The organism is Streptomyces sp. NPDC017943 (genome assembly GCF_044328425.1).
Classification (GTDB): domain Bacteria; phylum Actinomycetota; class Actinomycetes; order Streptomycetales; family Streptomycetaceae; genus Streptomyces; species Streptomyces djakartensis_A.
In genome coordinates this window covers 486,842-511,023 of sequence record NZ_JBIRHH010000004.1, presented here as the reverse complement: position 1 = coordinate 511,023, position 24,182 = coordinate 486,842, and the positions used below count along the sequence as shown (strand labels likewise).

The window sequence follows — 24,182 nt, the reverse complement described above, 5'->3', positions numbered from 1 at the left end:
TGGGCCACGGTTTCACGGTTCGTGGTCCGGCGACGGTGAGGGGTGGCGCGTGAGGGGACGGTGTCGTACGGCCGGGGGACGGCGTACGAAGGCGTGGCGCGGCCGTCCCGCGCGGGCGGTGCGCCGGGGGGCCGCGACACTGGCGCTCGGCCTGTCGATCGCCGGCGTGCCCGGGCAGGCGATGGCCCTGCCGGCGCTGCCCGCAGCGGCCGCGGCGCCCGGCTCCTACGGTTTCGCCGAGGCCGCGACCGGCATCGAGGGCGCCCGCAGCACCGCCGACGCGGAGCCGCTGGCGCCCGGCCGGTCCTACCGGAGCTCGCTCCCGAGCAGCGCCCGGGTCAGCTACCGCCTGGACCTCGACGCCACCACCAACGCCTACGTCTCGGTCACCGCCGTCCCGCCTCCGGGCAGTTCCGTCTCCGTCGTCGACGGCCTCAAGGTGTCCGTGCAGGACGCCGAGGGCAACTCCTGCTCCGTCGACACCACGACGTTCGGCGCCGCCCGCAGCCCGCACCCGCTCGCGGCCTGGGGCATGCGCGAGATCTCACCCGGCAAGTCCCTGTGCCGCGAGGCCGGCGCGTACTACGTGTCCGTCGAACGGGCCGACCCGAAGGGCGAGGGCTCCTCGCCGGACACCTGGCAGCTGGAACTGCTGGCCGTGACGGAGCCGCGGACGGCGAAGGCCGGTGCCACCGGGGCTCCCCAGGCGTGGGACTCGGCCACGCCGGAGCCGCTGCGCGGGGACGCCGAGCAGCGCGACGGCGGTGCCGGGTTCGCCGGGGCGACTCCCCTGGACCAGGGGGTCTGGCGGGAGGAACTGCGTCCCGGGCAGACGGTCTTCTACGCGGTGCCGGTCGACTGGGGACAGCAGCTCTCCGTCACCGCCGACCTCGGCGGTTCGGGCTCCGGCGGCACGGGATACGCCTCGGACGCCCTGGAGGTGACCCTCTACAACCCGGCGCGCGGCCATGTCGCCCGCCTCGGCGTCGGTTACGACGGCGACCGGAAGTCCGGCAGCCTGCCGCCCCTGCCGCCCGTCGACCACGCCAACCGCAACTCCCCGCTGGCCCAGACCGGCGCGCTGCGCTTCGCGGGCTCCTACTACCTGGTCGCCCACCTGTCGGAGAGCGTCGCCGACAGCTTCGGGGACGGGCCCTTCCCGATGACCTTGCGGGTCAAGGTGAGCGGAACGGCACAGGCCGGACCCGACTACGCGGGGACATCCGATCCCGCAGGTCTCTTCGACGTCTCCGAGGAGGACCGGGAGGCGGCGGACGGGGTCCCGGGGGGTGACGACACCGCGCTGCGCCTGGTCGCCGTGAGCGGCATCGGCACCGGGAGCGCGCTGCTGGTGGGGCTCGGGGTGTGGACCCTGCTGGCTCGCCGGCGGAGCGCAGCGCCCCGCTGACGCCTGGGAGGGCGGGACCGCGTCAGACCAACCGCTTCAGATCTTGGCGAGGGCCCAGAAGCCCACGACGTAGCAGGCGAGTGCCAGGACCAGGAGCGGGACGACCGCCTTGGCCGGGGGACCGGGGCGGGCCGGGCGCCGGGCGCGATGCCGTGCGGGCTGCTGACCGGAGGGTGCGCTCTGCGGACTGTGGGCCGTGTACGAGGCGGTGACGGTGTCGACGCGGTAGTGCTGGGCGGGTGGCAGCGGCTGGGCGGTGTACGTCGACGGGGCCGGTTGCGCGGGGGGCAGCGGGTGGGTGGGGTCGTAGGGGGAGACGGGGTGCTGAGGGGGGAGTGCCTCGGCGGGCGGCAGGGGGGTGGGGGAGGAGGTGTCGGTGGCCCGCGGGGGCGGCAGGGGGGAGCTGCCGGTGTCCGACATGGACGGTGGCTGGGGAGGGAGGGCCGCTGCACCCCGGGGGCCCGCGACCCGGGGGCCCGCACCCCGGGGGTCGGAGGTCGAGGGCTCCTGCGCGGCGGCCGGTGCGGGCCAAGAGGTGCTTGAGGAGTTGATCGGGGCGGCGGTGGGGCGGGCCGAGGGGTGCGCGGGCTCGTTCGCCCGGGGTGGTTCGTCGGTCGTCGCCGGGACGGGCGGCCGGTGCGAGGGATGGCCGGCTGCGAGGTCGTCCTGTGACCGGGGGTTCCCCTGTGCCGCCGACGAGTCGGTCACCGGGCCCGCACGCTCACTGTCCGTCATGCCCGAGCCGGTCAGGGAACCCGGCGCCCCGCCGCCCGTACCCGCCCCGTCGCCCGGACCGGTCCCGTCGCCCGTACCGTTCCCGCCGTCCGTACCGGTGCCCGGGCCCTGTTCGGGGCCGCGTCCCGGGCCGTCGCCGGTCTGCGGCCGTCCGGGCGGGTCCTGGGCGGGCCCCAGCCCCTTCGCCCGCCGCAGTGGGCCCTCGGGGGCGAACCCTTGGGGAAGCGGCCCGAGTTGGTCGAAGATCTCGATCAGTTCGTCGTCCGGGCCCGGCGCGGGGAGCAGCTCCGCCGCGGCCGCGAGGGCCTTGCGCGCACCCGTGGCCGTCCGGAACCGGGCCTCGGGGTCCGGTTGGAGCAGGGTGGCCACCACCTGCCAGAGCGGTTCGGGCATGCCCTTGGGCGCGCCGGGCGTCCCGTGCTCGGTGAAGTACTGGACGAGTGCCTTGCTGTCCGGCTTGGCGCCCTCCAGCAGGTACAGGGCAACCAGTCCCACGGCGAACAGGTCGGCCGGGAAGTCCGGCTCGGATCCCATCAACTGCTCCGGCGCCAGGTAACCCGGCGTGCCCACCACGAGGTTGGTCTCGGTCAGACGGGGCTCGCCCAGCCGCATCGCGATCCCGAAGTCGGACAGGCGCAGGCGCGGCCGGGCCGTTCCGGTGGCTTCCAGCAGTACGTTGGCGGGCTTGACGTCGCGGTGCACCACGCCCTCCGCGTGCACGGCGGCCAGTCCGGCCAGCAGCTGGTCGAGCAGGGTGCAGACGAACGCCGGCGGAAGCGGGCCGTAGTCGCCGACCAGGTGCACCAGCGAGCCGCCCGCCACCAGGTCCATGGTGAACAGGACCTTGTCGTCGTCGGCCGCCCAGCTGGTGGGGGCGACTACATGGGGGTGGTCGATCCGCAGGGCCTGTTCGCGGACGAACCGGAGGAGCGAGTGCGCGTCGCTCTGCAGCAGGACCTTGGCGGCCACGTAGCGGCGACGGCGGTGGTCCCAGGCGCGCCAGACGGCGCCGACTCCTCCGCGCCCGATCGGGTCGACCAGTTCGTACCGGCCGGCGAAGACCTCACCCATGGATGTACGTCGCTCCTCCCCCAGTGGCTACCCCCGTTGCCTCCCCGTGGCGGGCCGTGCGACTCCCCCCGGGCCCTCTCAAGCGATCCCGATGCCGTGAGCATCCCCCGTGCTGTGGCGCATTCCCCGTACCGCGCCCATCCCCCGTCACTTCGCTCACTGCCTGCTGCCGAACCCCCTTCGGCAGCGGGGCGAGGTCAGTTCTGGTGGGACTGGTAGTGCGCGACGGCGTCCGAGGTGCGGCCGGCGCCGTAGACCCGGAGGAACTCTGCCAGCTCCGGATGGGTGGGGGCGAGGGTCTCGGCGGCGTCGATGATGTCGCCGGCGGCCGCGACGGAGCGGAGCAGGGACTGGATCTCACGGACGACGCGCTTGACCGTGGGCGCTCCCGAACTGCTCGTCGTCTGCGTGGTGTTGCTGAGCACCGAGCCTCCCTGCGACTTCTTGATCTCCTCCATGCGCTCGGTGGCCTCGGCGGCGCTGACGCTGCCGTCGGCGACCTGCCCCGCCAGGTCCTGCAGCAACTGCACCCGCTGCACCACGGCGGGATTGCCGATCTTCGCCCGCTGACCGCTCATCAGCTGGGACAGCATCGGTGCGGACAGTCCCAGCACCCCCGCGAGACGAGCCTGGTTGAGCCCAAGATCGTCGATGAGCCTACGGAAGAGCGCCCCCAGTGGCTCCCCATACCAGTTCCGCTGCAGTTCCCGCGCTCTTGCGGTGGCTTCCTGCTGTGCGGCGTCCATTGCGTCTCCCCATCGCTTCCCCAAGTACGGCGGTTCGCGGTAGCGAACCACGCCGTGCATCTTACGGAGAGTGGTCGTCGACGGGGACCCCCCATCTTTTTGCGGAATCCCGGGGGTGACCCGGTACTCTGGTCTCCGACGCCCGCCGGGACGCGGTTCCCGGGTCGGACGTCTCCTTCCGGGGCCTTAGCTCAGTTGGTAGAGCGCTGTCTTTGCATGGCAGATGTCAGGGGTTCGACTCCCCTAGGCTCCACTACGGAAAGACCCTCCGAGCTGCGGAAACGCAGATGCGGAGGGTCTTTTTCGTGCGTGCTGCGGTCTTCCGCGGTCTTCCCCGCGTGGGTGTTTCACGTGAAACAGCTCGGCGGGACCGGAGACTCCAAGTCTCCGGTCCCGCCGAGCTGTTGGATCCGGCCGTCAGGAACGGTCGTCGCGCTGAGCGGCCTCGTCCTCGGCCTGCTTGGCCTCGACCTCCGGGTCCAGAACCGACTCGCCCGTGCCGTCCACGGAGGACAGACGCCCCGACTCGGGAACCTCCGTCGCCGCGGGTGGCTCGACCAGCCAGTCCGGGTTGGCCTGCTTGTCCCACCACTTCCAGGCGGCGAAGGCACCGCCCGCGACGGCACTCAGGATCACCAGCGTCTTGAGGGCCTTGCCGGCCTTGGCCCGCCGCTGCTGCTTGCGGACGAGCTTCTGGATCTCCTTCGACGAGACCTGTCCACGCAGCGCGGCCATGACGGCCGCACTCCGTGCCGCGGCCTCGGTCGTGACGGGTCCGGCCGCCGCCACGGCCTGCTCGATCTTCGGGCGGGAGTACTCCGCCGCCTGACGGGCGGCCTTGCGGGTGCGGACGGCAGCCTCATGGGCGGCCTGGTCGACCTTCGGCGGTACGTGCGTCCGGGCCTGCTCCAGATACGGCTGTACGTGCGTGCCGTACTGAACGCGAGCCTGCCCGGCGGCCTGCGTCACCTTGGGCGCCAGCCGTACGCGTGCCTCGTGTGCGTAGTGCGCGGCCCTGTCCTTGGCCGTGTCGGCGTAGGGCGCCACCACTTCCGCGGCGTGCAGCACGCTCTCCTTCGCCGAACCGGTCGCGGCGCGCACGCTGTCGATGCGGGTCACGGGTTCCTCCTCCTCGGTGGCGTACGGTAATTCGACTTTCCACCCTTTTACGGATCATGCCTCTCGGTGCACGACCGGGCATGCGCGGACGGGCATCCGGGTCACGCAAACGGGCGCCCGAGCGCCGATCACGTGCGATAGCGGATGAATAAGGGGCAACAGGAGCTTGTCGTCGACAATGCCACGGATCGTCGCCGTCCGCCCCCGACCCGGAGCGACTCGGCCGGATTTCCGCGACCGCCCGCCGAGGGTTTCCCCCCGCTGCACCGAGGCCGGGCGACGCGGAGGCCCGTCCATGCGAGGATCAGGGAGTCACAGAAAGACAACGGAAGGCAGATCGTGGCTGAGCAGCTCTACGCCACCCTGAAGACCAACCACGGCGACATCGAGGTCCGGCTGCTGCCGAACCACGCCCCCAAGACGGTCAAGAACTTCGTCGAGCTCGCCCAGGGCGAGCGGGAGTGGACGAACCCGGAGACGGGTCAGAAGACCACGGACAAGCTCTACGACGGCACGGTCTTCCACCGGGTGATCAGCGGCTTCATGATCCAGGGCGGTGACCCGCTGGGCAACGGCACCGGCGGTCCCGGCTACCAGTTCGAGGACGAGTTCCACCCGGACCTGCGCTTCGACAAGCCCTACCTGCTGGCGATGGCCAACGCCGGCCCGGGCACCAACGGCTCGCAGTTCTTCATCACCGTCTCCCCGACGGCGTGGCTGAACCGCAAGCACACCATCTTCGGTGAGGTCACGGACGCGGCCAGCCAGAAGGTCGTGGACACCATCGCCACGACCCAGACGAACCCGCGCACCGACCGCCCGCTGAACGACGTGATCATCGAGTCGGTCGTCATCGAGACCCGCTGAGCCGGGTACCGAGGTCGCCCCGGGGAACCAATCGCCCTGCTCGTCCGTAAGGATGGGCAGGGCGGGCCTTTTCACCACGACCGAGGGGATCCCATGGACGACCAGGCTGCGGGCAGCCCGCAGGACGCCCACAGCGTCCCCCTGTGCTACCGGCACCCGGACCGCGAGACCGGCATCCGCTGCACCCGCTGCGAGCGTCCGATCTGCCCCGAGTGCATGGTCGACGCCTCGGTCGGTTTCCAGTGCCCCGAGTGCGTCCGGACCGGCTCCGGCACCGGCCACCCTCCTTCGGCCGCCCGGCCCCGGACCATCGCCGGCGGTGCCGTCACGTCCGACCCCCGGCTGATCACCAAGATCCTCATCGGGATCAACCTGGCCGTCTTCATCGCCGTCTCGGTGCACGAGTCGCTGCTGAGCGACCTCGTCCTGCTCGGCGCCTGGCCCCCGGCTCCCTTCACGCCCACGCAGGGCGTCGCGGGAGGCGAGTGGTACCGCATGGTGACCTCGATGTTCACCCACCAGGAGATCTGGCACATCGCGTTCAACATGCTCAGCCTGTGGTGGCTCGGCGGTCCGCTGGAAGCGGCCCTCGGGCGGGTGCGCTACCTCGCCCTGTACGTCGTCTCGGGACTCGCGGGCAGCGCCTTGGCCTACCTGCTGGCCTCACCCAACACGGCGACGCTCGGCGCCTCCGGGGCGATCTTCGGGCTGTTCGGTGCCACGGCCGTGCTGATGCGCCGGCTGAACTACGACATGCGGCCCATCATCGCGCTGCTGGCGATCAACCTGATCTTCACCTTCAGCCCGGGCTTCAACATCTCCTGGCAGGCCCACATCGGTGGCCTCGTCGCCGGCGTCGTCGTCGGCTACGGCATGGTCCACGCCCCGCGTGAGCACCGCGCCCTGGTGCAGTACGGCACCTGCGCCGTCGTGCTGGGCGTGGTCCTCCTGCTGACCGTGCTGAGGACCGTGCAGCTCACCTGAGCAGGCGTTGTCCACAGCGGGTGGCGGATCCTGTGCACACGGTGCGGGAACATACGTGCCCCCTGTCACCTACCTGCGTCACCGCAGGTCAGACGGGGGGCGAACGTATTTTCGACTCGTGGTACTTCCGTCATACCGGCGTCAACACGCAACTAGTTATCCACAGATCGTCGTTTCTTTTCCACCTGTGGAAAACCGCTGTGGATAACTCAGTGAACAACCCTTGGCAGAGCTGCGTTCACCGGCTGGTGACCGCTACTTCCACTGCGTCGAGACGCCGAATCCGGCGGCGATGAAACCGAAGCCCACCACGATGTTCCAGTTGCCCAGGGAGTCGATGGGCAGCGAGCCGTCGGTGACGTAGAAGATGACGATCCAGGCCAGACCGATGAGGAACATGGCCAGCATGACGGGCGCGACCCAGGCACGGTTGGTCAGCTTGATCGCGGTCGTCTGCTTCGCAGGCGGCGGAGTGTAGTCGGCCTTCTTGCGGATACGTGACTTCGGCACGAGGGTCTCTCCTGTCGATGCGCTGCGTGGCCGCGCAGGTAACTGGGTCGGTCTCGGGGCAGCGGGAGGGGACTCCGATGGCTCCCCCGGGGCGTCCGTTAGCGTAGTGCTTCCGCCGCGCCGAAGGAGATAAGGGTACGTTGAGCAATTCTGCCGACTCCCCCGGGACGGGATCCACCCCCGCGCGCGCACGTCGTCTCCGGCCGGTGCGGATCCTCACGGCGGCCGTGTTCGCTCTCGCCGGACTCATCTTCTTCACCAGCTTCAACACCGCCAAGGGCACCAACATCCGCACGGACACCTCACTGCTGAAGCTGTCCGACCTCATCCACGAGCGCAGCCGGGAGAACGGCGAGCTGGACGAGAGCAACGGAGCCCTGCGCCAGGACATAGAGGCCCTGGCCGAGCGGGACGACGGCAGCACGCGCGCGGAGGACGCCAAGCTCGCGGCCCTGGAGAAGCGGGCGGGGACGCAGAAGCTCAAGGGCGAAGGGCTCACCGTCACCCTCGACGACGCCCCGCCGGACGCCACCGCCAAGCTCCCCGGCTACCCCGAGCCGCAGCCCGACTACCTGGTCATCCACCAGCAGGACCTCCAGGCCGTGGTGAACGCGCTGTGGCAGGGCGGCGCCAAGGGCATCAAGGTCATGGACCAGCGGCTGATCTCCACCAGCGCCGTGCGCTGCGTCGGCAACACCCTGATCCTCCAGGGCCGGGTCTACTCACCCCCGTACCGGATCACGGCGGTCGGGGATCCCGGGCGGCTGAAGAAGGCGCTGGCCGAGGCGCCCGCCATCCAGAACTACATGGTCTACGTCAACGTCTACGGGCTCGGCTGGAAGGTCGAGGAGAACGGCCCGGTGACGCTGCCCGGCTACTCGGGCACCGTGGACCTGCACCACGCGAAGCCCGTGGAGCAGTAGGCCTGTCGCGATCAGGTACATCCACCGACCCCGTACAGAACAGTGCCCTCCGACATCGAGGTGTTCGACGCTGTCCCACGTACTTCCGGGTGGACGGGTCCGGGGGCCGGTACCCGCGGAGGCCGGGAAACCGGAGGCGCTGCGCCGTTAGTCTGGTGGCTGTACGGCGTGGGTCTGGTGCCGTGGTACGACGGAAGGGACGGCATGTACGGCTGGATCTGGCGGCATCTGCCGGGAAACGCGTGGGTGAAGGCGTTGCTCTCACTCGTCCTGGTCGTGGCCGTGGTCTACGTCCTCTTCCAGTACGTCTTCCCGTGGGCGGAGCCGCTGCTTCCCTTCAACGATGTGACGGTGGACAACCAGTGAGCGCGCGCATTCTGGTCGTGGACAACTACGACAGCTTCGTCTTCAACCTGGTCCAGTACCTGTACCAGCTGGGCGCCGAGTGCGAGGTCCTGCGCAACGACGAGGTCTCCACGGCACACGCCCAGGACGGCTTCGACGGTGTGCTGCTCTCCCCCGGGCCCGGCACCCCCGAGCAGGCCGGTGTCTGCGTGGACATGGTCCGCCACTGCGCCGCGACGGGTGTCCCGGTCTTCGGCGTCTGCCTCGGCATGCAGTCGATGCAGGTGGCGTACGGGGGTGTGGTGGACCGGGCGCCGGAGCTGCTGCACGGCAAGACGTCCCTGGTCGAGCACGCGGGCGGCGGCGTCTTCGCGGGTCTGCCCTCGCCCTTCACGGCGACGCGCTACCACTCCCTGGCCGCCGAGCCGGCCACGGTGCCGGCCGAGCTGGAGGTCACCGCCCGGACGGAGGACGGCATCGTCATGGGCCTGAGGCACCGTGAACTGCCGGTCGAGGGCGTGCAGTTCCATCCCGAGTCGGTGCTGACCGAGCACGGGCACCGGATGCTGGCCAACTGGCTGGCGGAGTGCGGCGACGAGGGCGCGGTGGCGAGGTCGGCCGGGCTCGCCCCGGTGGTGGGCAGGGCCACGGCGTGACCGCGCTGCGCCCCGAGCGCGAGTCCGACACCTCGTACGGGCAGCAGTCGTACGGGGCGCCGGGCGCGTTCGGGGGGTGGCCGGGGCCGGCGGCCCACGGGGGCGGTCCGCAGGCGGGGCCGCAGCCGTACCCGCAGGAGCCCGGCCCGGGGCGCGGGCCGTTCCCGCCCGGGGCGCGGCAGCCGTACCCGGCGTCGTACGAACCGGTGCCGCAGGAGTACCAGCCGCCGCCGGTGATCGACGAGGAGACCGTCGCGCTGCGGGTGCCGGATCCGCCGCCCAGCGAGGACTTCACAGCGGGCTCTGCGGGCGCCGACGGGGCGCGGGGACCCGGATCCGCCTCCGGCGGCCGTGCGGCCCGCAGAAAGGCCGCCAAGGGCCGCCGCGGGCGCCATGGAGACGCTGCCGAGGCCCCGCCGTCGGGCCGGAGGGCTGCCCGCGGGGCCGGACAGCCGGTCCGGGAGGACGCGCGGGCGCCGCTGTCCCGCGTCGAGGCGCGGCGGCGGGCCCGGGCGCGCAAGCCCGGCGCCGCGGTCGTGGCCAGCCGGGCGATCGGCGAGGTGTTCATCACCACCGGTGTGCTGATGCTGCTGTTCGTCACCTACCAGCTGTGGTGGACCAACGTCCGGGCCCACGCCCAGGCCGGCAAGGAGGCCAGCAGCCTCCAGAACGACTGGGCGAGCGGCAAGCGCAACCCGGGCACCTTCGAGCCGGGGCAGGGATTCGCCCTGCTGCACATCCCGAAGCTGGACGTGGTCGTACCGATCGCCGAGGGCACCAGCAGCAAGGGCGTCCTGGACCGGGGCATGGTGGGCCACTACGCGGAGGGCGCGCTCAAGACCGCGATGCCGGGCGACAAGGCCGGGAACTTCGGACTCGCGGGCCACCGCAACACGCACGGCGAGCCGTTCCGCTACATCAACAAGCTCTCCCCGGGCGATCCGATCGTCGTGGAGACGCAGGACGACTACTACGTCTACAAGATGGCCTCGATCCTGCCGGTGACCTCGCCCAGCAACACGAGCGTCCTCGACCCGATCCCCAAGGGGTCGGGGTTCACCGAACCCGGCCGCTACATCACGCTGACCACGTGCACCCCGGAGTTCACCAGCAAGTACCGGATGATCGTCTGGGGCAAGATGGTCGAGGAACGGCCGCGCAGCAAGGGCAAGCCGGATGCGCTCGTCAGTTAAGGGCAGATGACCAGTGGCAGCGACCACCGACACGAGTTCAGAAGAGCACACCGGCAGGGGGGCCCGGCCGCCCGCGGCACGGCGCCGTCCCGGTCCGATGGGGATGGCGGTCAGCTTCTTCGGCGAACTCCTCATCACCGCGGGCCTGGTCCTCGGCCTGTTCGTCGTCTACTCGCTGTGGTGGACCAACGTGGTCGCCGACCGCGCGGCCGGCAAGCAGGCCGACAAGGTCCGTGACGACTGGGCCCACGGCAGGGGCGGCCCGGGTGCGCTCGACACGAAGAACGGCATCGGCTTCCTGCACGTGCCCGCGATGAGCAAGGGCGAGGTGCTGGTCGAGAAGGGCACCTCGAACAAGATCCTCAACGACGGTGTCGCCGGCTACTACACGGACCCCGTCAAGGCGGCCCTGCCGATGTCGGGCAAGAAGGGCAACTTCTCCCTCGCCGCCCACCGGGACGGCCACGGCGCGAAGTTCCACAACATCGACAAGATCGCGAAGGGCGACCCGATCGTCTTCGAGACGAAGGACAAGTGGTACGTGTACAAGGTCTACGGCATCCTGCCCGAGACCTCGAAGTACAACGTCCAGGTCCTGTCGCCCGTCCCCAAGGAGTCCGGCCGGAAGAAGCCGGGCCACTACATCACGCTGACGACCTGCACCCCGGTGTACACCAGCACCTACCGGTACGTCGTGTGGGGCGAGCTGGAGCGGGTCGAGAAGGTCGACGAGCAGCGGACATGGCCGAAGGAACTGCGGTGAGGTGACGGCGGGCCCCGACAGCGAAGCGCCCCGGCACTCGTCGAGTGCCGGGGCGCTTGCCGTATGTCCGCTTGCCGTACGTCCTGCGTGAGGCGGTCAGTCGTCCTCGCTGCGGCCGGTGATGCCGCCGAAGATGCCGCCTCCGCCGTTGTCACCGCCGCCGTTGTTGTTGCCTCCGCCGCCGGCCGTCGTCAGCGTGATCGTCTGGCCGCCCGGGTTGTCGGTCTCGGTGCCGGGCTGCGGGTCCTGCTGGGTGACGATGGCGTTGTCGTCCTGCGGGCCGGACACCTGGATGTTGGTGAAGCCCTGCTGCTGGAGGATCTGCTTGGCCTGGCCCAGCGGCCGCAGCCGCACCTCGGGCACCTTCACCTTCTTCTGCTGCTTGGCCTTGCCCACCACCATCTGCACGGACGAGTTCTTGTCGACCTGCTGGTTGGCCTGCGGGGTGGTGGAGACGACCTTGCCGACCTGGTTGGGGTCGTCGGTCTCCTGCTCGGTGCAGTTGCCGACCAGGTCGTTGGCCTGCATCTGGGCCTTCGCCGCGTCGCAGCTCTGGCCGACCACGTCCGGGACGGTGGACTTCTTCTCCGCCTTGGCGATGGTGAGGGTGATGGTGGAACCCTTCTCCACCTCTTCGCCCGTGGTCGGGTTCTGCTCCAGCACCTTGCCCGGGTCCTCGGGGGACGTCCGGGTCTCCGTCTTGACCTGGAAGGCGTACTTGTCGTCCTCCAGCTTGTCCTTGGCCTCGTCGATGCTCAGGCCGGTGACGCTGGGGACGGTCACCTTCGGGGCGCCGGTGGAGACGACGACCTCGATGGTGGAGTTCTTCTTGACCTCGGCCGGCGGCTTCGGGTCCTGGTCGCAGATCTTGCCCTTGCTCTGGTTCTCGCAGGGCTTGTTGGTCGTGGTCAGTTCCAGCTCGCTGTTGGACGCGAGTCTCCTGGCGTCCTCGAGCTTCTCCCCGACCAGGTTGGGGACGGAGACCTTGTCGTTGGCCACGCCGTCACCGCTGAACGCCCAGCGGCCGATGAGGATCGCGCCGACCAGGACGAGGATGCCGGCCACGACCAGCAGGATCGTCGAGGTGTTGGACTTGCGCTGCTGGCCGCGGCGCCGGTCGGGGCGGTCGTCGTAGCCGTAGCCGCCGTCGTCCGGGTTCATCGGGGGCAGCATCGAGGTGGCGCCCGCGCCGGAGTCCGCGCGCAGGGCCGTCGTCGCCTGGTCGTCCGGGTAGCCGCCGTAGCCGACCCCGCCCATGGCCGCGGCGGCGGCGACGGGCTGGCCGTCCAGGCAGGCCTCGATGTCGGCGCGCATCTCGTCGGCCGACTGGTAGCGGTAGTCGGGGTCCTTCGTCAGGGCCTTGAGGACGATCGCGTCCATCTCGGGCGTGATCTCGGGGTCGAAGACCGAGGGGGCCTGGGCCTCCTCGCGCACGTGCTGGTAGGCGACGGCCACCGGGGAGTCGCCCACGAACGGCGGGCGGACGGTGAGCAGCTCGTACAGCAGGCAGCCCGTGGAGTACAGGTCCGAGCGGGCGTCCACCTGCTCACCCTTGGCCTGCTCCGGGGAGAGGTACTGGGCGGTGCCGATGACGGCGGCGGTCTGCGTCATGGTCATGCCGGAGTCGCCCATGGCCCGGGCGATGCCGAAGTCCATCACCTTGACCTGGCCGTTGCGCGTCAGCATGACGTTCGCGGGCTTGATGTCGCGGTGCACGATGCCGCTGCGGTGGGCGTACTCCAGGCCCTGGAGGATGCCGATCGTCATCTCCATGGCGCGCTCCGGCAGCAGCTTGCGGCCGGAGTGCAGCAGCTCACGGAGGGTCGAGCCGTCCACGTATTCCATGACGATGTACGGGATCGACACGTTGTCGATGTAGTCCTCGCCCGTGTCGTAGACCGCGACGATCGCGGGATGGTTGAGCGAGGCGGCCGACTGGGCCTCCCGGCGGAACCGGGCCTGGAAGGAAGGGTCACGCGCGAGGTCCGCGCGCAGCGTCTTCACCGCCACGGTGCGGCCGAGACGGGTGTCATGCGCGAGGTAGACCTCCGCCATGCCACCACGCCCGAGCACCTGGCCCAGTTCGTACCGGCCGCCGAGGCGACGCGGCTCTTCCATGGTTACCTACCAGCCCTCTCCGTCGGTCCCGACCGGAAGCGTGTGCGGTCGGAGGCTGCCGTCCGGGCCTACCGTACCCGGCTCGTTTTGTGTGACCTGGCCAAGCCCGTCAGCCGATACCGGACCGGTACCGCAACGTGCACCGATGTGAAGCAGACGTGAGCGGGGTCACTTCTTGTCGTTGATGACCGCCTCCATCACGCCCCGCGCGATCGGTGCCGCGAGGCCGCCGCCGGAGATGTCGTCGCGCACCGCGTTGTCGTCCTCGACGACGACCGCCACGGCGACCGGCGCGTTGCCGTCGGAGTCCTTGGCGTAGGAGATGAACCACGCGTAGGGGTTCTCGCTGTTGTCCACACCGTGCTGGGCGGTACCGGTCTTGCCGCCCACCTTGACGCCGGGGATCTTGGCGTTGGAGCCGGTGCCCTTCTCGACGACCGTCTCCATCATCGACTGCAGGATCTGGGCGTTCTCCGGCGACAGCGGCTGGCTCATCTCCTCCGGGTCGGTCTTCGTGATCGGGTCGACGCCGGACGACTGGAGCTCGTCGACCATGTACGGCTTCATCAGCTTGCCGTCGTTGGCGACGGCCGAGGCGACCATGGCCATCTGCAGCGGGGTCGCGGCGGTGTTGAACTGGCCGATGGAGGACAGCGCCGTCTGCGAGGGGTTCATGTCGTCGGAGAACACCGAGGCGTTGGCCCGGACCGGCGTGAAGTGCTCCTCGCCGAAGCCGAACTCCTTGGCCTCCTTCAGCATCTTCTCGTTGCCGAGGTCGGCGCCGATCTTGCCGAAGACCGTGTTGCAGGAGTACTGGAGCGCGATGCGCAGGGAGGCGTTCTTGCAGGGGATGTTGCCCTCGTTGGGCAGCTTGGTGGTGGTGCCCGTCATGACCCAGGGGTCCGGGGAGTCCGTCTTCTCGTCGGCGCTCGTGTAGATGCCGTCCTCCAGGGCCGCGGCCGCGGTGACCACCTTGAAGGTGGAGCCGGGCGGGTAGGTCTCGCGCAGCGCCCGGTTGAGCATCGGGTCGTTCGGGTTGTTCTTCTTCTGCAGCTTCTGCCAGGCCTCGGTGTCCGTCGTCGTGGAGTTGCCGGCGAAGGACGACGGGTCGTACGACGGGTAGGACGCCAGGGCCAGGATCTTGCCCGTCGACGGCTCCAGGGCGACGACGGCGCCCTTGCCGCCCTGCCTCTTCAGCCCGTTGTAGGCGGCCTTCTGCGCGGCGGCGTTCAGCGTCGTGACGACGTTGCCGCCCTGCTGCTTCTCACCGGTGAGCATGTCCAGGGTGTTGCGGAAGAACAGCCGGTCGTCGTTGCCGGTGAGGATGCCGTCCTCGAGGGACTCCAGCTGGGTCGCGCCGAAGGCCTGGGAGGCGTAGCCGGTGACCGGCGCCCACATCGGGCCGTTCTTGTAGGTCCGCTTGTACTTGAAGTCGCTGCCCGACGTCTCGGCGGAGCCGGTGACCGGCTTGCCGTCGACGATGATGTCGCCGCGCGGCGAGGCGTAGCGCTCGATGGTGACGCGGCGGTTGTTCTTGTCGGACCTGAGCTCGTCGGCCTGGACGTACTGGATCCAGTTGTCGCGGATCAGCAGGGCCAGGACCAGCAGGCCGCAGAAGATCGCGATCCGGCGCAGGGGCTTGTTCATGACGGGCGGACCACCTGGGTCATCTCGACGTCGGGGTTGGCGGCGGGGGCGGGGGCCGGGCGGCGGGCCGTGTCGCTGATGCGCAGCAGGATGCCGATCAGGGCCCAGTTGGCGATCACGGAGGAACCGCCGTACGCCACGAAGGGCAGCGTCATACCGGTCAGCGGGATGAGGCCCATGACACCGCCGGCCACGACGAAGACCTGGAGGGCGAAGGCGCCGGACAGGCCGATCGCGAGCAGCTTGCCGAACGGGTCGCGGGCCGCGAGCGCGGTGCGCACACCCCGCTCCACGATCAGCCCGTACAGCAGCAGGATCGCCATGACGCCGGCCAGGCCCAGCTCCTCGCCGAAGGTGGCGAGGATGAAGTCGGAGTTGGCGGCGAAGCCGATGAGGTCCGAGTTGCCCTGGCCGAGGCCGGTGCCCAGGGTGCCGCCGGAACCGAAGGCCCACAGGGCCTGCATGGCCTGCTCGGAGTGGATGATCCCGTCCTGCACGCCGGCCCGGGACAGCTCGAACTCGCGCATCGGGTCGAGCCACGCCTGCACACGCGTCTGGATGTGCGGCTCGAAGCTGGCGACGCCGACGGCGCCGACCGCGGACATCAGCAGACCGAAGACGATCCAGCTGGTCCGCTCGGTGGCGACGTACAGCATGATCACGAACATGCCGAAGAACAGCAGCGAGGTGCCGAGGTCGGTCTCGAAGACCAGGATGAGGATGGAGAGCACCCAGACGACGAGGATCGGGCCGAGGTCCCGGCCGCGCGGCAGGTACAGCCCCATGAAGCGGCGGCTGGCCAGTGCCAGGGCGTCCCTCTTCACCATGAGGTAGCCGGCGAAGAAGACCGCGAGGACGATCTTCGCGAACTCACCGGGCTGCAGCGTGCCGAGGCCGGGGATCTTGATCCAGATCTTGGCGCCGTAGATGTCGGCGCCGAGGCCCGGCACCAGCGGCAGGATCAGCAGGAACAGCGCACCGGCCATGGAGATGTACGTGTAACGCTGCAGGACGCGGTGGTCCTTGAGGAAGATCAGCACCGCCACCAGCAGGGCCACGCCCATCGCGGAGTACAGCAGCTGCCGGGGCGCCGCCTCGACGAACTGCTTGCTCGCCTGGAGCTTCTTGGACTGGTCCAGCCGCCAGATGACGACGAGCCCGATGCCGTTGAGCAGGGTCGCCAGCGGCAGCATCAGCGGGTCCGCGTACGGGGCGAACTTCCGGACGACCAGGTGGCCGACGCCCGCGAGCAGGCCGAGCCCGAGACCGTAGCTCAGCAGGCCGGGCGGCACCGAGCCGTTGATGGCCAGGCCGACGTTGGCGTAGGCGAACACCGGGATGACGACGGCGAACGCCAGCAGGGCCAGCTCGGTGTTGCGGCGGCTCGGGGCGCCGATCGCGCCGATCGTGGACGTGTGGTGCGTCGCCGAGTGCGATGCATTCGTACTGCTCATCGTGTGACGGGGCCTCTCACCGCTTGCCTACTGCTTACCGCACAGCGAGACGACCTTCTGCTCTTCCTCCGAGAGGCTGGGGCCGGGGCTGGGAGTGGGTGCGGTCGTGGTCGGGGGCGTGGACTTCGAGGGCGCCGACGGCGAGCCCGACGGGTTCGACGGGTTCGGTGTCGGAGTGGCTGTGGCCTTGGACGTGAAGGAGGCGGGTGTGGTTCCCGTGGTGCCCCCGGCCTCGCCCTCACCGGTCTTGGCGTTCTTCTGGCTCTCGGCTTCGCGCCGCTGTGCCTGCTTCTTGCACGCGGAGGCCTGCACCGACAGTTCCTGGATCTTCGCCCGGGCGTTCTTCAGGTCGCCCTCGGCGATGGTCGCCTTGACCAGCTTCTGCTGGTAGGGCGGCAGGTACTTGAGTTCGATCTCGGGGTGGTCCTTCTCGACCTTCGACAGCGACACCCAGGCCAGGTCCTGGCTGATGCCCCGGTACAGCGCGACGTGCTCGTCCTCGGCACCGACGTAGTACTGCGTCTGCGTCCAGCGCCAGCCGCCGTACAGGCCGCCGCCGACGACGGCGAGGGCCAGGGCGATGAAGAAGGACCTCTTGAGCCAGCGGCCCTTCTTGCGGGGCTTGTCGAAGTCGCCGTCGCCGTAGTCGAAACCGGCGGGGATGTAGCCGGTGGTGTCGCCCGAGCCGGGCGGGCCGAACTCGCCGCCGCCGCCCTGTCCGCGGCCCTGGCGGCCGAGGCCGGAGGCGCGGCCGGCGGGGGTCTGCATGATGCCGTTGTCGTGCAGCTGGTGCTGGTTCTCGGCGACGGCGCCGACCACGACGGGGGTGTCGGACAGCTGCCCGGCGAGGGTGTCGCCGGTGTCCAGGTCCAGCACGTCGGCGACGATGACCGTGATGTTGTCCGGGCCGCCGCCGCGCAGCGCCAGCTCGATCAGGTTCTGCACGGTCTCCTGCGGGCCCTGGTAGCTGGCGAGGGCGTCCTCCAGGGTCTGGTGGGACACCACGCCGGACAGGCCGTCGGAGCAGATCAGGTAGCGGTCGCCGGCGCGGACCTCGCGGATGGAGAGATCCGGCTCCACGTGGTCGCCGGAGCCCAGCGCGCGCATCAGCAGCGAGCGCTGCGGGTGCGTGGTGGCCTCTTCCTCGGTGATGCGGCCCTCGTCGACCAGGCGCTGCACCCAGGTGTGGTCCTGGGTGATCTGCGTCAGCACGCCGTCGCGCAGCAGGTACGCGCGCGAGTCGCCGACGTGCACCAGGCCCAGGCGCTGGCCCGTCCACAGCAGGGCGGTCAGGGTGGTGCCCATGCCCTCCAGCTGCGGGTCGTCCTCGACCATCGAGCGCAGCTGGTCGTTGGCGCGCTGCACCGCCGTGCCGAGCGAGGTGAGGACGTCGGAGCCGGGGACGTCGTCGTCGAGGGCGACGATGGTGGAGATGGCCTCGGAGGAGGCGACCTCGCCGGCGGCGGCGCCGCCCATGCCGTCGGCGATGGCGAGCAGGCGCGGGCCGGCGTATCCGGAGTCCTCGTTGCCCTCGCGGATCATGCCCTTGTGCGATCCGGCGGCGAAGCGCAGTGACAGACTCATGCGCACCTCGCCCGTCGGCTCCGGGTACAGCCGGTCGTGTCGAGCCACACTGCCCACCCTCCGGTCGGGAGCGCGCCGGGGGCCGGGGTGAGGCCCGCCGCTGCGTGCTCGCTCCGCTCGCGCCTATCCATGATGTAGCACTACTTCCGCAGCTCGATGACGGTCTTGCCGATGCGGATCGGCGCGCCCGGCGCGATCGGTGTGGGAGTCGTCAGCCGCGTCCGGTCCAGGTACGTGCCGTTGGTGGAGCCGAGGTCCTCGACGATCCACTGGCCGTCGCGGTCCGGGTAGATCCTGGCATGCCGGCTGGAGGCGTAGTCGTCGTCCAGCACGATCGTCGAGTCGTGCGCCCGGCCCAGGGTGATGGTCTGCCCCTGGAGGGCGACCGTGGTGCCGGTGAGGGTGCCCTCGGTCACGACGAGCTTGGTGGGGGCCTTGCGGCCGCGCCGCCCGCCCGCGGACTGCTGGCGCTGCGGCGGCGGTGCCTGCCGGGCGGCCTGCTGCTGCCGGCCGGCCTCGCGGCGCGATCCGCGCTGCGTGACCCGCGTTCCGAACAGGTCGCTCCGGATGACCTGCACGGCCACGATCACGAACAGCCACAGAACGGCCAGGAACCCCAGCCGCATGACCGTGAGGGTCAGCTCTGACATTGCCCCCGCTTCACCCTTCGGCTTGCCTATAGATAACGGTGGTGCTGCCCACGACGATCCGCGAGCCGTCGCGGAGCGTAGCGCGGGTGGTGTGCTGCCCGTCCACCACGATGCCGTTGGTGGATCCGAGATCCTGGATCGTCGAGGGCGTTCCGGTCCGGATCTCGCAGTGCCGGCGGGAGACGCCGGGGTCGTCGATCCGCACGTCGGCGTCGGTGCTGCGGCCCAGCACGAGCGTCGGGCGGGAGATCTGATGGCGGGTGCCGTTGATCTCGATCCAGTGGCGGGTGCGTCCGCCGGCGGCCGGCGCGGCAGGGGGCCGCTGGCCGCTCGCGGGCTGGGGGTGGCCGTACCCGCCGGGGCGGCCGCCGGGGGGCGGCGCGGCCGGCATGGGCGGGGCGCCGGTGGGCGAGGCGGCCGGCGGGTAGCCGTAGCCGCCCGGGCGGGCGCCCTGCGGGGCGGCGGGGGCGCCACCGGCTCCCGGGCCGCCCTGCTGGCTGCTGGAGGAGGCGAGCGTACGGCTGCGCACGCGGTACAGGCCGGTGTCGAGGTCGTCCGCCTTCTCCAGGTGCACCTTGATCGGGCCCATGAAGGTGTAGCGCTGCTGCTTGGCGTAGTCGCGCACCATGCCGGCGAGCTCGTCGCCGAGCTGCCCGGAGTAGGGGCTGAGCCGCTCGAAGTCCGGGGTGCTCAGCTCCACGATGAAGTCGTTGGGGACGACCGTCCGGTCGCGGTTCCAGATGGTGGCGTTGTTGTCGCACTCGCGCTGCAGCGCGCCCGCGATCTCCACGGGCTGGACCTCGGACTTGAACACCTTGGCGAAGGTGCCGTTGACCAGACCTTCGAGACGCTGCTCGAACTTCTTCAGGACTCCCATGGGGCACCTCCTCCGTCGCTGCCGTCCTGTGTACCGCCCTGCGGGGCACTTGCCTGGTACTGCTTACTGATCGTATCCACGCGCCGGTCGATCGGCTGGTTCCCCCTGTCGGCCCCGCCGACAGGTGTCGACGCATGACGAAGTTCCCTGTGGAGCTCCTCTTCGAACTCCTGCCGGAGTACTGGTGCGCGCAACCGCCCGGCGTACTCCTGCCATGGATCGTAGAGGCGGCGGGAGACCAGTGTCCCGCACCCGGCTGTGGACTCGGGCCCCCTCCCGGGGAGACCGGGGGTACCGGTACGAGGTTGATACGTGAACAGGCACGCGCCAATACGTGGCAGGGACATCCATGACCCGGGGCGGCCCCCGCCAGGGGCGGAAAGGGATGTGAACCCACCCCGTCCAGCGTGCTAATGTTCTGGGTGTCGGAAGGCGCCGGCCCGAAAAGGACGGAGCCCAGGACACACCCAATGCGCGGGTGGCGGAATAGGCAGACGCGCTGGATTCAGGTTCCAGTGCCCGCAAGGGCGTGGGGGTTCAACTCCCCCCTCGCGCACCGTCGGAACGGGCGGCATCGATCAGATGCCGCCCGTTCGTCGTTTCCCCGGATGTGACGGCCCTCTCGCCTGCGAGGCGGACCCCGGTTCCCTGCCGTGTGAGGAAGCTCTCAGGTCTGCTCGGAGTCGGCCCGGCCCAGGGTGCGGCCCGGGGCGAAGCGGGCCCGGGCCGCCGGGGTGTCCCGGAGGCGGGGCGGGTAGCCCGGGCCGGTGCGGGCGGTGAGGTCCCCGGGGTCCAACGGGTCCCCGCACGAGGAACAGACCACCTGGGCCTGCGTGTCGTGACCGCAGGTCGTGTGGTGCAGCACCACCGGCGCACCCTCGTCGCCGGCCAGCCAGTGGTCGCCCCAGGCGTTGAGCGCGGCGAGCACCCCGAAGAAGTCCCGGCCCTTGTCGGTCAGCAGGTATGCGTGGCGGACCGGTTCGCTCTGGTAGGCCCGGCGGTGCAGCAGTCCCTCCGCCTCCAGGCGCCGCAGCCGGTCGGTGAGGGTGTTGCGGGCGATGCCCAGGGTCGCGGTGAAGCCGTCGAAGCGGGACTCGCCGTAGAAGAGCTCGCGCAGGATCAGCAGGGTCCAGGCGTCGCCCAGGAGGTCGGCGGTGCGGGCGATGGAGCAGGGCCAGCCGTCGAACGAGGTCCGTCTCATGCGCTCCACTGTAGAAGGACGCCTCCTGGTCGGTCTCATGATGAGACGAAGGCCGGGCGGGCCTCCTGGTCACTCCCGGACGCCCGCCAGGACCGCCGGGCGGCGGCGCAGTGCGAAGGCCGTGGGGAGCAGCGCGGAGGTCACGGCCAGGGCGGCGCACGCGGCCACCGTCGCGCCCAGCGCCTGCCACGGCAGGACGAGGGCCGGAGGTGCGGACAGCAGCGCGAGGGCGCCCCACAGGCCGGCCAGGTTGACGACGGTGACCAGGACGCCGAGGAGGGCGCCCGCCGCGACGACCGTGAGGGACTCGGCGCACGTCACCTTCAGCACCTGCCACCGGGTGGCGCCGGCGAGCCGCAGCACGGCCACGTCGCGGAGCCGGCCGGACGCCCCCATGGCCGTGGTGTTCGCCACGGAGATGCCCGTGTACAGCAGGGCGAGACCGAGTACCAGAAGGAGGCCGAGCCGGGTGGTGCGCCGGGTGCCGGGCCGGGTCTCCTGCAACCACGCCTCCCGGGTCAGGACCCGGCCGTCGGTGCGGGCGGCGCGGTGCAGGGCGGTGGAGACGGCCGCTGCGTCCGCGCCCCGGGCCAGGGCGACGTCGACCCGGTCGACCGGGGCCCCGGGGGCGTTGCGCGGGGTGAGGTGGACGCCGTTGCCGCCGGTTCCGGTGGGCATGACCGCGGCGATGCGCAGGGTCCGGCGGGTGCCGTCGCCGAGCCAGACCCGGACGCGGTCGCCCACCCGGTGCCGCTGCCACTCCTCGTTGACGACGATCGAGTCGTCGTCGAGGGCGCTCACCGTGCCGGCCGTCAGCGGCACGTGCGAGGTCGCTGCCAGGGCGCGCGGATCCGTGGCGCGGGCCTCGGAGCGGATCAGGGCCACGCCGTCCTCCAGCACGTGCACGGCCGTCGCGGCCGAGGGCGCGACCACGGCGCCCGGCACCTGCCGCAGTCTGCGCAGGGTCGCCCCGTCGAAGCCCGCCCGGTCCTTCGGCAGCACGACGAACGCGGCGCTGGTCCGTTCCCGTGCCTCCTTGGCCTTGGCCCGGTCCAGGGTCGCGGTGGTGCCGAGCAGGGAGCCGGCGAGGGCCACCGTGATCAGAACCGGGGCCGCGAGTGCGGCGCACCGGCTCGGACCGGTGGCGGTGTTCTCGCGGACGAGCAGGGCGCTGACCCCCGGCAGGGCGGTGAGCAACCGGGTCAGGGGCCGCAGCAGGAGAGGGGAGAGCAGGGCGGCCGCGCTGATCAGCAGCATCGGGCGGCTGATGTAGGTCTTGCGGTGGAGCAGGTCGCCCGGGTCGGTGCCCAGCGCGAGAACCAGGGTCGCCGCGGCGGTGAGGAGCAGGGCCGTGCCGCACAGCAGGCGGCCGCGGGTGATGCCGCCGCTGTCGGCCGACGCCTCGCGCAGGGCCTCGGCCGGCGCGATGCGTCCGGCCCGCCAGGAGGCCGCGCCCGCCCCGGCCAGGGCGACGAGCAGCCCGGTCCAGAAGGCCGCGTGGTACGGCCAGGTGGGGTCGCCCAGGGTGAACCAGGAGGGAGCGAGGTCCTCGGCCACGGCCCAGGCGACGAGGTGCGGTGCCGCGAGGGCGCCCAGGGCGCAGCCGGTGGCCGAGGCGAGGACGCCGACGGCCAGGGCCTCGGCGAGGACGCCGCGGCGGATCTGGCCCGGGGTCGCCCCGGCCGTGCGCAGCAGGGCGAACTCGCGGCGCCGCTGGGCGACCGCGAAGGCGAACGTGGACGCCACGACGAAGACCGACACGAACGCGGTCACGCCTCCGGCGGTGCCGAACAGGGCGTTCAGCGCGGTGAGCGCCTCCCGGTCGCGGTCGTGGGCGGGGTCCCCGATCCGGCGCGCGTCGCCGGTGAGGACCAGGGCCGTGCCGCGCACGGCCTTCCGCACGGCCGCCGGGTCGGCGTCGGTCTCCAGCCGGACGACAGGGGAGGGGCCGGACCGCCCGTCCACCCGCACCGGGCCCAGCTTCCGCAGCTCCGCGACGGTCGCGGGCGGGATCGGCCGGGGGTGGGCGAGCCGGGCCGAGCGCTCGCCGGCCGGGGTCGGCACGCGCAGGGTGTCCCGGGCCTGCACGACGACGGACGCGGCCGGCGCCCGGCCGGGACCGGCGGAGAGGGAGGAGGCCAGGGCCAGGCCCGTCACGGTGAGCAGGGCCACGCCCAGCGCGAGCGCGACGAAGCCGCCCGCGAAGGCGGACCGGTGGGCGCGCAGGGTGCGCAGGGTGCGCAGGACGACGTTCAGCACGGGCGGACCTCCGGGTCGGTGCTTGGCACGGGGGGTTCTGCGGGCAGGTCGTGCAGGTGGTGCGGGTCGTGCGGGTGAGGGGTGGTGGGTGGTCGGTGCGCCGGGGTGTGCGGGCCGGTTGTGCGGGCCGCGACGGGTGTGACCACGCCCAGGCGATGCTCAGCACGGCAGGGCCTGGGGGCGGGTCGTGTGGGTGGTGTGGGTGGGGGTCGGGTCGGTGATCGGCACGGCGGGGGGTGCGGGTGAGGGGTGGTGGGTGGTCGGTGCGCCGGGGTGTGCGGGCCGCGACGGGGGTGACCACGCCCGGGCGGCGTTCAGCACGGCAGGGTCTGGGGGCGGGTCGTGCGGGCGGCGATGGTGACGGCGTCGGCGCCGGTCAGCTCCTCGCCCACCCGGCCGTCGACGAGCACCACGACGCGGTCGGCGTACGCGGCGGCGACCGGGTCGTGGGTGACCATCACCACCGTCGTGCCGTCGCGGTCGGCCAGCGCGCGCAGCAGCCCGAGGACCTCGTGGCCGGTGCGCGTGTCCAGGGCGCCGGTGGGCTCGTCGGCGAACAGCACATCGGGCCGGGTCGTCAACGCCCGTGCGAGGGCGACGCGTTGCTGCTGGCCTCCGGACAGCTGGTCCGGGCGGTGCCGGGCCCGGTCGGCGAGGCCGACCTGCCGCAGGGCCGCGCGCACCCGGTCCTTCGGGACGCGGCGGCCGGCCAGGCGCAGCGGCAGGGCCACGTTCTGCTCGGCGGTGAGGGAGGGCAGCAGGTTGAACGCCTGGAAGACGAACCCGACGCGTTCACGGCGCAGCAGCGTCAGCCGGCGTTCGCTCAGGCCGGTCAACTCGGTCCCGCCGACGGTGACCGAGCCGGACGTGGGCCGGTCCAGCCCGGCCGCGCACTGCAGCAGCGTGGACTTGCCGGAGCCCGAGGGACCCATGACGGCGGTGAAGGACCCGGCCGGGAACGCGAGCGAGACCCCGTCGAGTGCGGTGACCCGCCCGTACGTCCTGGTGACCGAGTCGAGCCGGACGGCGTCGTGCGTCATGGGAACCCCCTGGTGTCGGTGTGGGTCCCAGG

At 71.4% G+C, this 24,182-nt stretch carries 21 protein-coding genes and 2 tRNA genes; 10 read left to right on the top strand and 13 right to left on the bottom strand.

All coding sequences use genetic code 11. The features are described 5' to 3' along the window. Positions 1 to 49: 49 nt before the first annotated feature. Positions 50 to 1,408, top strand: coding sequence for a hypothetical protein (locus tag ACH4C6_RS15910; protein ID WP_398109159.1), 1,359 nt, complete (start codon positions 50 to 52; stop codon positions 1,406 to 1,408). Between the two features lie 36 nt (positions 1,409 to 1,444). Here ACH4C6_RS15910 and ACH4C6_RS15905 read toward each other — a convergent pair whose 3' ends face one another. Both ACH4C6_RS15905 and ACH4C6_RS15900 read right to left on the bottom strand, forming a co-directional pair. Continuing rightward, positions 1,445 to 3,214 carry a protein kinase gene (locus ACH4C6_RS15905; RefSeq protein WP_398109158.1) on the bottom strand — a complete coding sequence of 590 codons (1,770 nt, stop codon included), beginning with the start codon at positions 3,212 to 3,214 and terminating at the stop codon, positions 1,445 to 1,447. 197 nt (positions 3,215 to 3,411) lie between these two features. Next, positions 3,412 to 3,960 (bottom strand): DNA-binding protein, encoded by a 549-nt coding sequence (locus tag ACH4C6_RS15900; RefSeq protein WP_243380052.1) that lies wholly within the window; start codon positions 3,958 to 3,960, stop codon positions 3,412 to 3,414. 180 nt (positions 3,961 to 4,140) lie between these two features. Between ACH4C6_RS15900 and ACH4C6_RS15895 the strand changes: the two genes are divergently transcribed. After that, a tRNA-Ala gene (locus tag ACH4C6_RS15895) sits at positions 4,141 to 4,213 on the top strand. A gap of 164 nt (positions 4,214 to 4,377) precedes the next feature. Here ACH4C6_RS15895 and ACH4C6_RS15890 read toward each other — a convergent pair. After that, a complete protein-coding gene (locus ACH4C6_RS15890; RefSeq protein ID WP_398109157.1) occupies positions 4,378 to 5,079 on the bottom strand; it encodes a DUF5324 family protein in 702 nt (233 codons plus the stop codon). Between the two features lie 339 nt (positions 5,080 to 5,418). On the opposite strand from ACH4C6_RS15890, the gene ACH4C6_RS15885 reads away from it, so the two are divergent. After that, positions 5,419 to 5,946, top strand: a complete 528-nt coding sequence (locus ACH4C6_RS15885; RefSeq protein WP_369196912.1) for a peptidylprolyl isomerase — start codon at positions 5,419 to 5,421, stop codon at positions 5,944 to 5,946. Positions 5,947 to 6,039: 93 nt separating this feature from the next. Continuing rightward, positions 6,040 to 6,930 (top strand): rhomboid family intramembrane serine protease, encoded by an 891-nt coding sequence (locus tag ACH4C6_RS15880; protein WP_398109156.1) that lies wholly within the window; start codon positions 6,040 to 6,042, stop codon positions 6,928 to 6,930. Between the two features lie 255 nt (positions 6,931 to 7,185). Here the strand turns inward: ACH4C6_RS15880 and crgA are convergent, their stop codons facing one another. Continuing rightward, positions 7,186 to 7,440, bottom strand: a complete 255-nt coding sequence (crgA, locus tag ACH4C6_RS15875; protein WP_369196914.1) for a cell division protein CrgA — start codon at positions 7,438 to 7,440, stop codon at positions 7,186 to 7,188. 140 nt (positions 7,441 to 7,580) lie between these two features. Between crgA and ACH4C6_RS15870 the strand changes: the two genes are divergently transcribed. The 5 genes from ACH4C6_RS15870 (at position 7,581) to ACH4C6_RS15850 (ending at position 11,320) form a co-directional block, all read left to right on the top strand. Then, on the top strand, positions 7,581 to 8,363 hold the full coding sequence (locus tag ACH4C6_RS15870; protein WP_398109155.1) for a DUF881 domain-containing protein: 783 nt from the start codon (positions 7,581 to 7,583) through the stop codon (positions 8,361 to 8,363). A 168-nt stretch (positions 8,364 to 8,531) separates the two neighbouring features. Beyond that, on the top strand, positions 8,532 to 8,729 hold the full coding sequence (locus ACH4C6_RS15865; RefSeq protein ID WP_369196916.1) for a hypothetical protein: 198 nt from the start codon (positions 8,532 to 8,534) through the stop codon (positions 8,727 to 8,729). Further along, positions 8,726 to 9,364 carry an aminodeoxychorismate/anthranilate synthase component II gene (locus ACH4C6_RS15860; protein WP_398109154.1) on the top strand — a complete coding sequence of 213 codons (639 nt, stop codon included), beginning with the start codon at positions 8,726 to 8,728 and terminating at the stop codon, positions 9,362 to 9,364. Before ACH4C6_RS15865 ends, ACH4C6_RS15860 begins: the two co-directional genes overlap by 4 nt. After that, positions 9,361 to 10,557, top strand: a complete 1,197-nt coding sequence (locus ACH4C6_RS15855; protein WP_398109153.1) for a class E sortase — start codon at positions 9,361 to 9,363, stop codon at positions 10,555 to 10,557. The genes ACH4C6_RS15860 and ACH4C6_RS15855 overlap by 4 nt, the downstream gene beginning before the upstream one ends. 13 nt (positions 10,558 to 10,570) lie before the next feature. After that, positions 10,571 to 11,320 carry a class E sortase gene (locus tag ACH4C6_RS15850; protein WP_398109152.1) on the top strand — a complete coding sequence of 250 codons (750 nt, stop codon included), beginning with the start codon at positions 10,571 to 10,573 and terminating at the stop codon, positions 11,318 to 11,320. 96 nt (positions 11,321 to 11,416) lie between these two features. On the opposite strand, the gene pknB is transcribed toward ACH4C6_RS15850, so the two are convergent. The 6 genes from pknB to ACH4C6_RS15820 form a co-directional block, all read right to left on the bottom strand. After that, positions 11,417 to 13,438, bottom strand: coding sequence for a Stk1 family PASTA domain-containing Ser/Thr kinase (gene pknB / locus ACH4C6_RS15845; RefSeq protein ID WP_398109151.1), 2,022 nt, complete (start codon positions 13,436 to 13,438; stop codon positions 11,417 to 11,419). A 168-nt stretch (positions 13,439 to 13,606) separates the two neighbouring features. Continuing rightward, positions 13,607 to 15,085 (bottom strand): peptidoglycan D,D-transpeptidase FtsI family protein, encoded by a 1,479-nt coding sequence (locus ACH4C6_RS15840; RefSeq protein ID WP_398109150.1) that lies wholly within the window; start codon positions 15,083 to 15,085, stop codon positions 13,607 to 13,609. Further along, positions 15,082 to 16,539, bottom strand: a complete 1,458-nt coding sequence (locus tag ACH4C6_RS15835; RefSeq protein ID WP_398109149.1) for an FtsW/RodA/SpoVE family cell cycle protein — start codon at positions 16,537 to 16,539, stop codon at positions 15,082 to 15,084. Before ACH4C6_RS15835 ends, ACH4C6_RS15840 begins: the two co-directional genes overlap by 4 nt. A gap of 27 nt (positions 16,540 to 16,566) precedes the next feature. Continuing rightward, complete coding sequence (locus tag ACH4C6_RS15830; RefSeq protein WP_398109355.1) at positions 16,567 to 18,123, bottom strand: Stp1/IreP family PP2C-type Ser/Thr phosphatase; 1,557 nt, start codon at positions 18,121 to 18,123, stop codon at positions 16,567 to 16,569. A gap of 140 nt (positions 18,124 to 18,263) precedes the next feature. Continuing rightward, on the bottom strand, positions 18,264 to 18,773 hold the full coding sequence (locus tag ACH4C6_RS15825) for an FHA domain-containing protein (RefSeq protein ID WP_398109148.1): 510 nt from the start codon (positions 18,771 to 18,773) through the stop codon (positions 18,264 to 18,266). Between the two features lie 10 nt (positions 18,774 to 18,783). After that, a complete protein-coding gene (locus tag ACH4C6_RS15820; protein WP_398109147.1) occupies positions 18,784 to 19,650 on the bottom strand; it encodes an FhaA domain-containing protein in 867 nt (288 codons plus the stop codon). A gap of 472 nt (positions 19,651 to 20,122) precedes the next feature. Here ACH4C6_RS15820 and ACH4C6_RS15815 point away from each other — a divergent pair. Next, a tRNA-Leu gene (locus ACH4C6_RS15815) sits at positions 20,123 to 20,206 on the top strand. A 111-nt stretch (positions 20,207 to 20,317) separates the two neighbouring features. Here ACH4C6_RS15815 and ACH4C6_RS15810 read toward each other — a convergent pair. From ACH4C6_RS15810 to ACH4C6_RS15800, 3 genes are all read right to left on the bottom strand, one after another. After that, a complete protein-coding gene (locus tag ACH4C6_RS15810) occupies positions 20,318 to 20,851 on the bottom strand; it encodes a winged helix-turn-helix transcriptional regulator (protein ID WP_398109146.1) in 534 nt (177 codons plus the stop codon). A 69-nt stretch (positions 20,852 to 20,920) separates the two neighbouring features. Further along, positions 20,921 to 23,110 (bottom strand): FtsX-like permease family protein, encoded by a 2,190-nt coding sequence (locus ACH4C6_RS15805; protein ID WP_398109145.1) that lies wholly within the window; start codon positions 23,108 to 23,110, stop codon positions 20,921 to 20,923. Between the two features lie 314 nt (positions 23,111 to 23,424). Beyond that, entirely contained in the window at positions 23,425 to 24,150 is a 726-nt protein-coding gene (locus ACH4C6_RS15800) for an ABC transporter ATP-binding protein (RefSeq protein ID WP_398109144.1), read from the bottom strand. Positions 24,151 to 24,182: the final 32 nt, after the last annotated feature.

Excerpts from the sequence above, each read along its gene's own strand:
- ACH4C6_RS15905 (WP_398109158.1), bottom strand. The coding sequence starts at position 3,214 with ATGGGTGAGGTCTTCGCCGGCCGGTACGAACTGGTCGACCCGATCGGG.
- ACH4C6_RS15900 (WP_243380052.1), bottom strand. The coding sequence starts at position 3,960 with ATGGACGCCGCACAGCAGGAAGCCACCGCAAGAGCGCGGGAACTGCAG.
- ACH4C6_RS15880 (WP_398109156.1), top strand. The coding sequence starts at position 6,040 with ATGGACGACCAGGCTGCGGGCAGCCCGCAGGACGCCCACAGCGTCCCC.
- pknB (WP_398109151.1), bottom strand. The coding sequence starts at position 13,438 with ATGGAAGAGCCGCGTCGCCTCGGCGGCCGGTACGAACTGGGCCAGGTG.
- ACH4C6_RS15840 (WP_398109150.1), bottom strand. The coding sequence starts at position 15,085 with ATGAACAAGCCCCTGCGCCGGATCGCGATCTTCTGCGGCCTGCTGGTC.
- ACH4C6_RS15835 (WP_398109149.1), bottom strand. The coding sequence starts at position 16,539 with ATGAGCAGTACGAATGCATCGCACTCGGCGACGCACCACACGTCCACG.
- ACH4C6_RS15830 (WP_398109355.1), bottom strand. The coding sequence starts at position 18,123 with ATGAGTCTGTCACTGCGCTTCGCCGCCGGATCGCACAAGGGCATGATC.
- ACH4C6_RS15825 (WP_398109148.1), bottom strand. The coding sequence starts at position 18,773 with ATGTCAGAGCTGACCCTCACGGTCATGCGGCTGGGGTTCCTGGCCGTT.
- ACH4C6_RS15820 (WP_398109147.1), bottom strand. The coding sequence starts at position 19,650 with ATGGGAGTCCTGAAGAAGTTCGAGCAGCGTCTCGAAGGTCTGGTCAAC.
- ACH4C6_RS15810 (WP_398109146.1), bottom strand. The coding sequence starts at position 20,851 with ATGAGACGGACCTCGTTCGACGGCTGGCCCTGCTCCATCGCCCGCACC.
- ACH4C6_RS15800 (WP_398109144.1), bottom strand. The coding sequence starts at position 24,150 with ATGACGCACGACGCCGTCCGGCTCGACTCGGTCACCAGGACGTACGGG.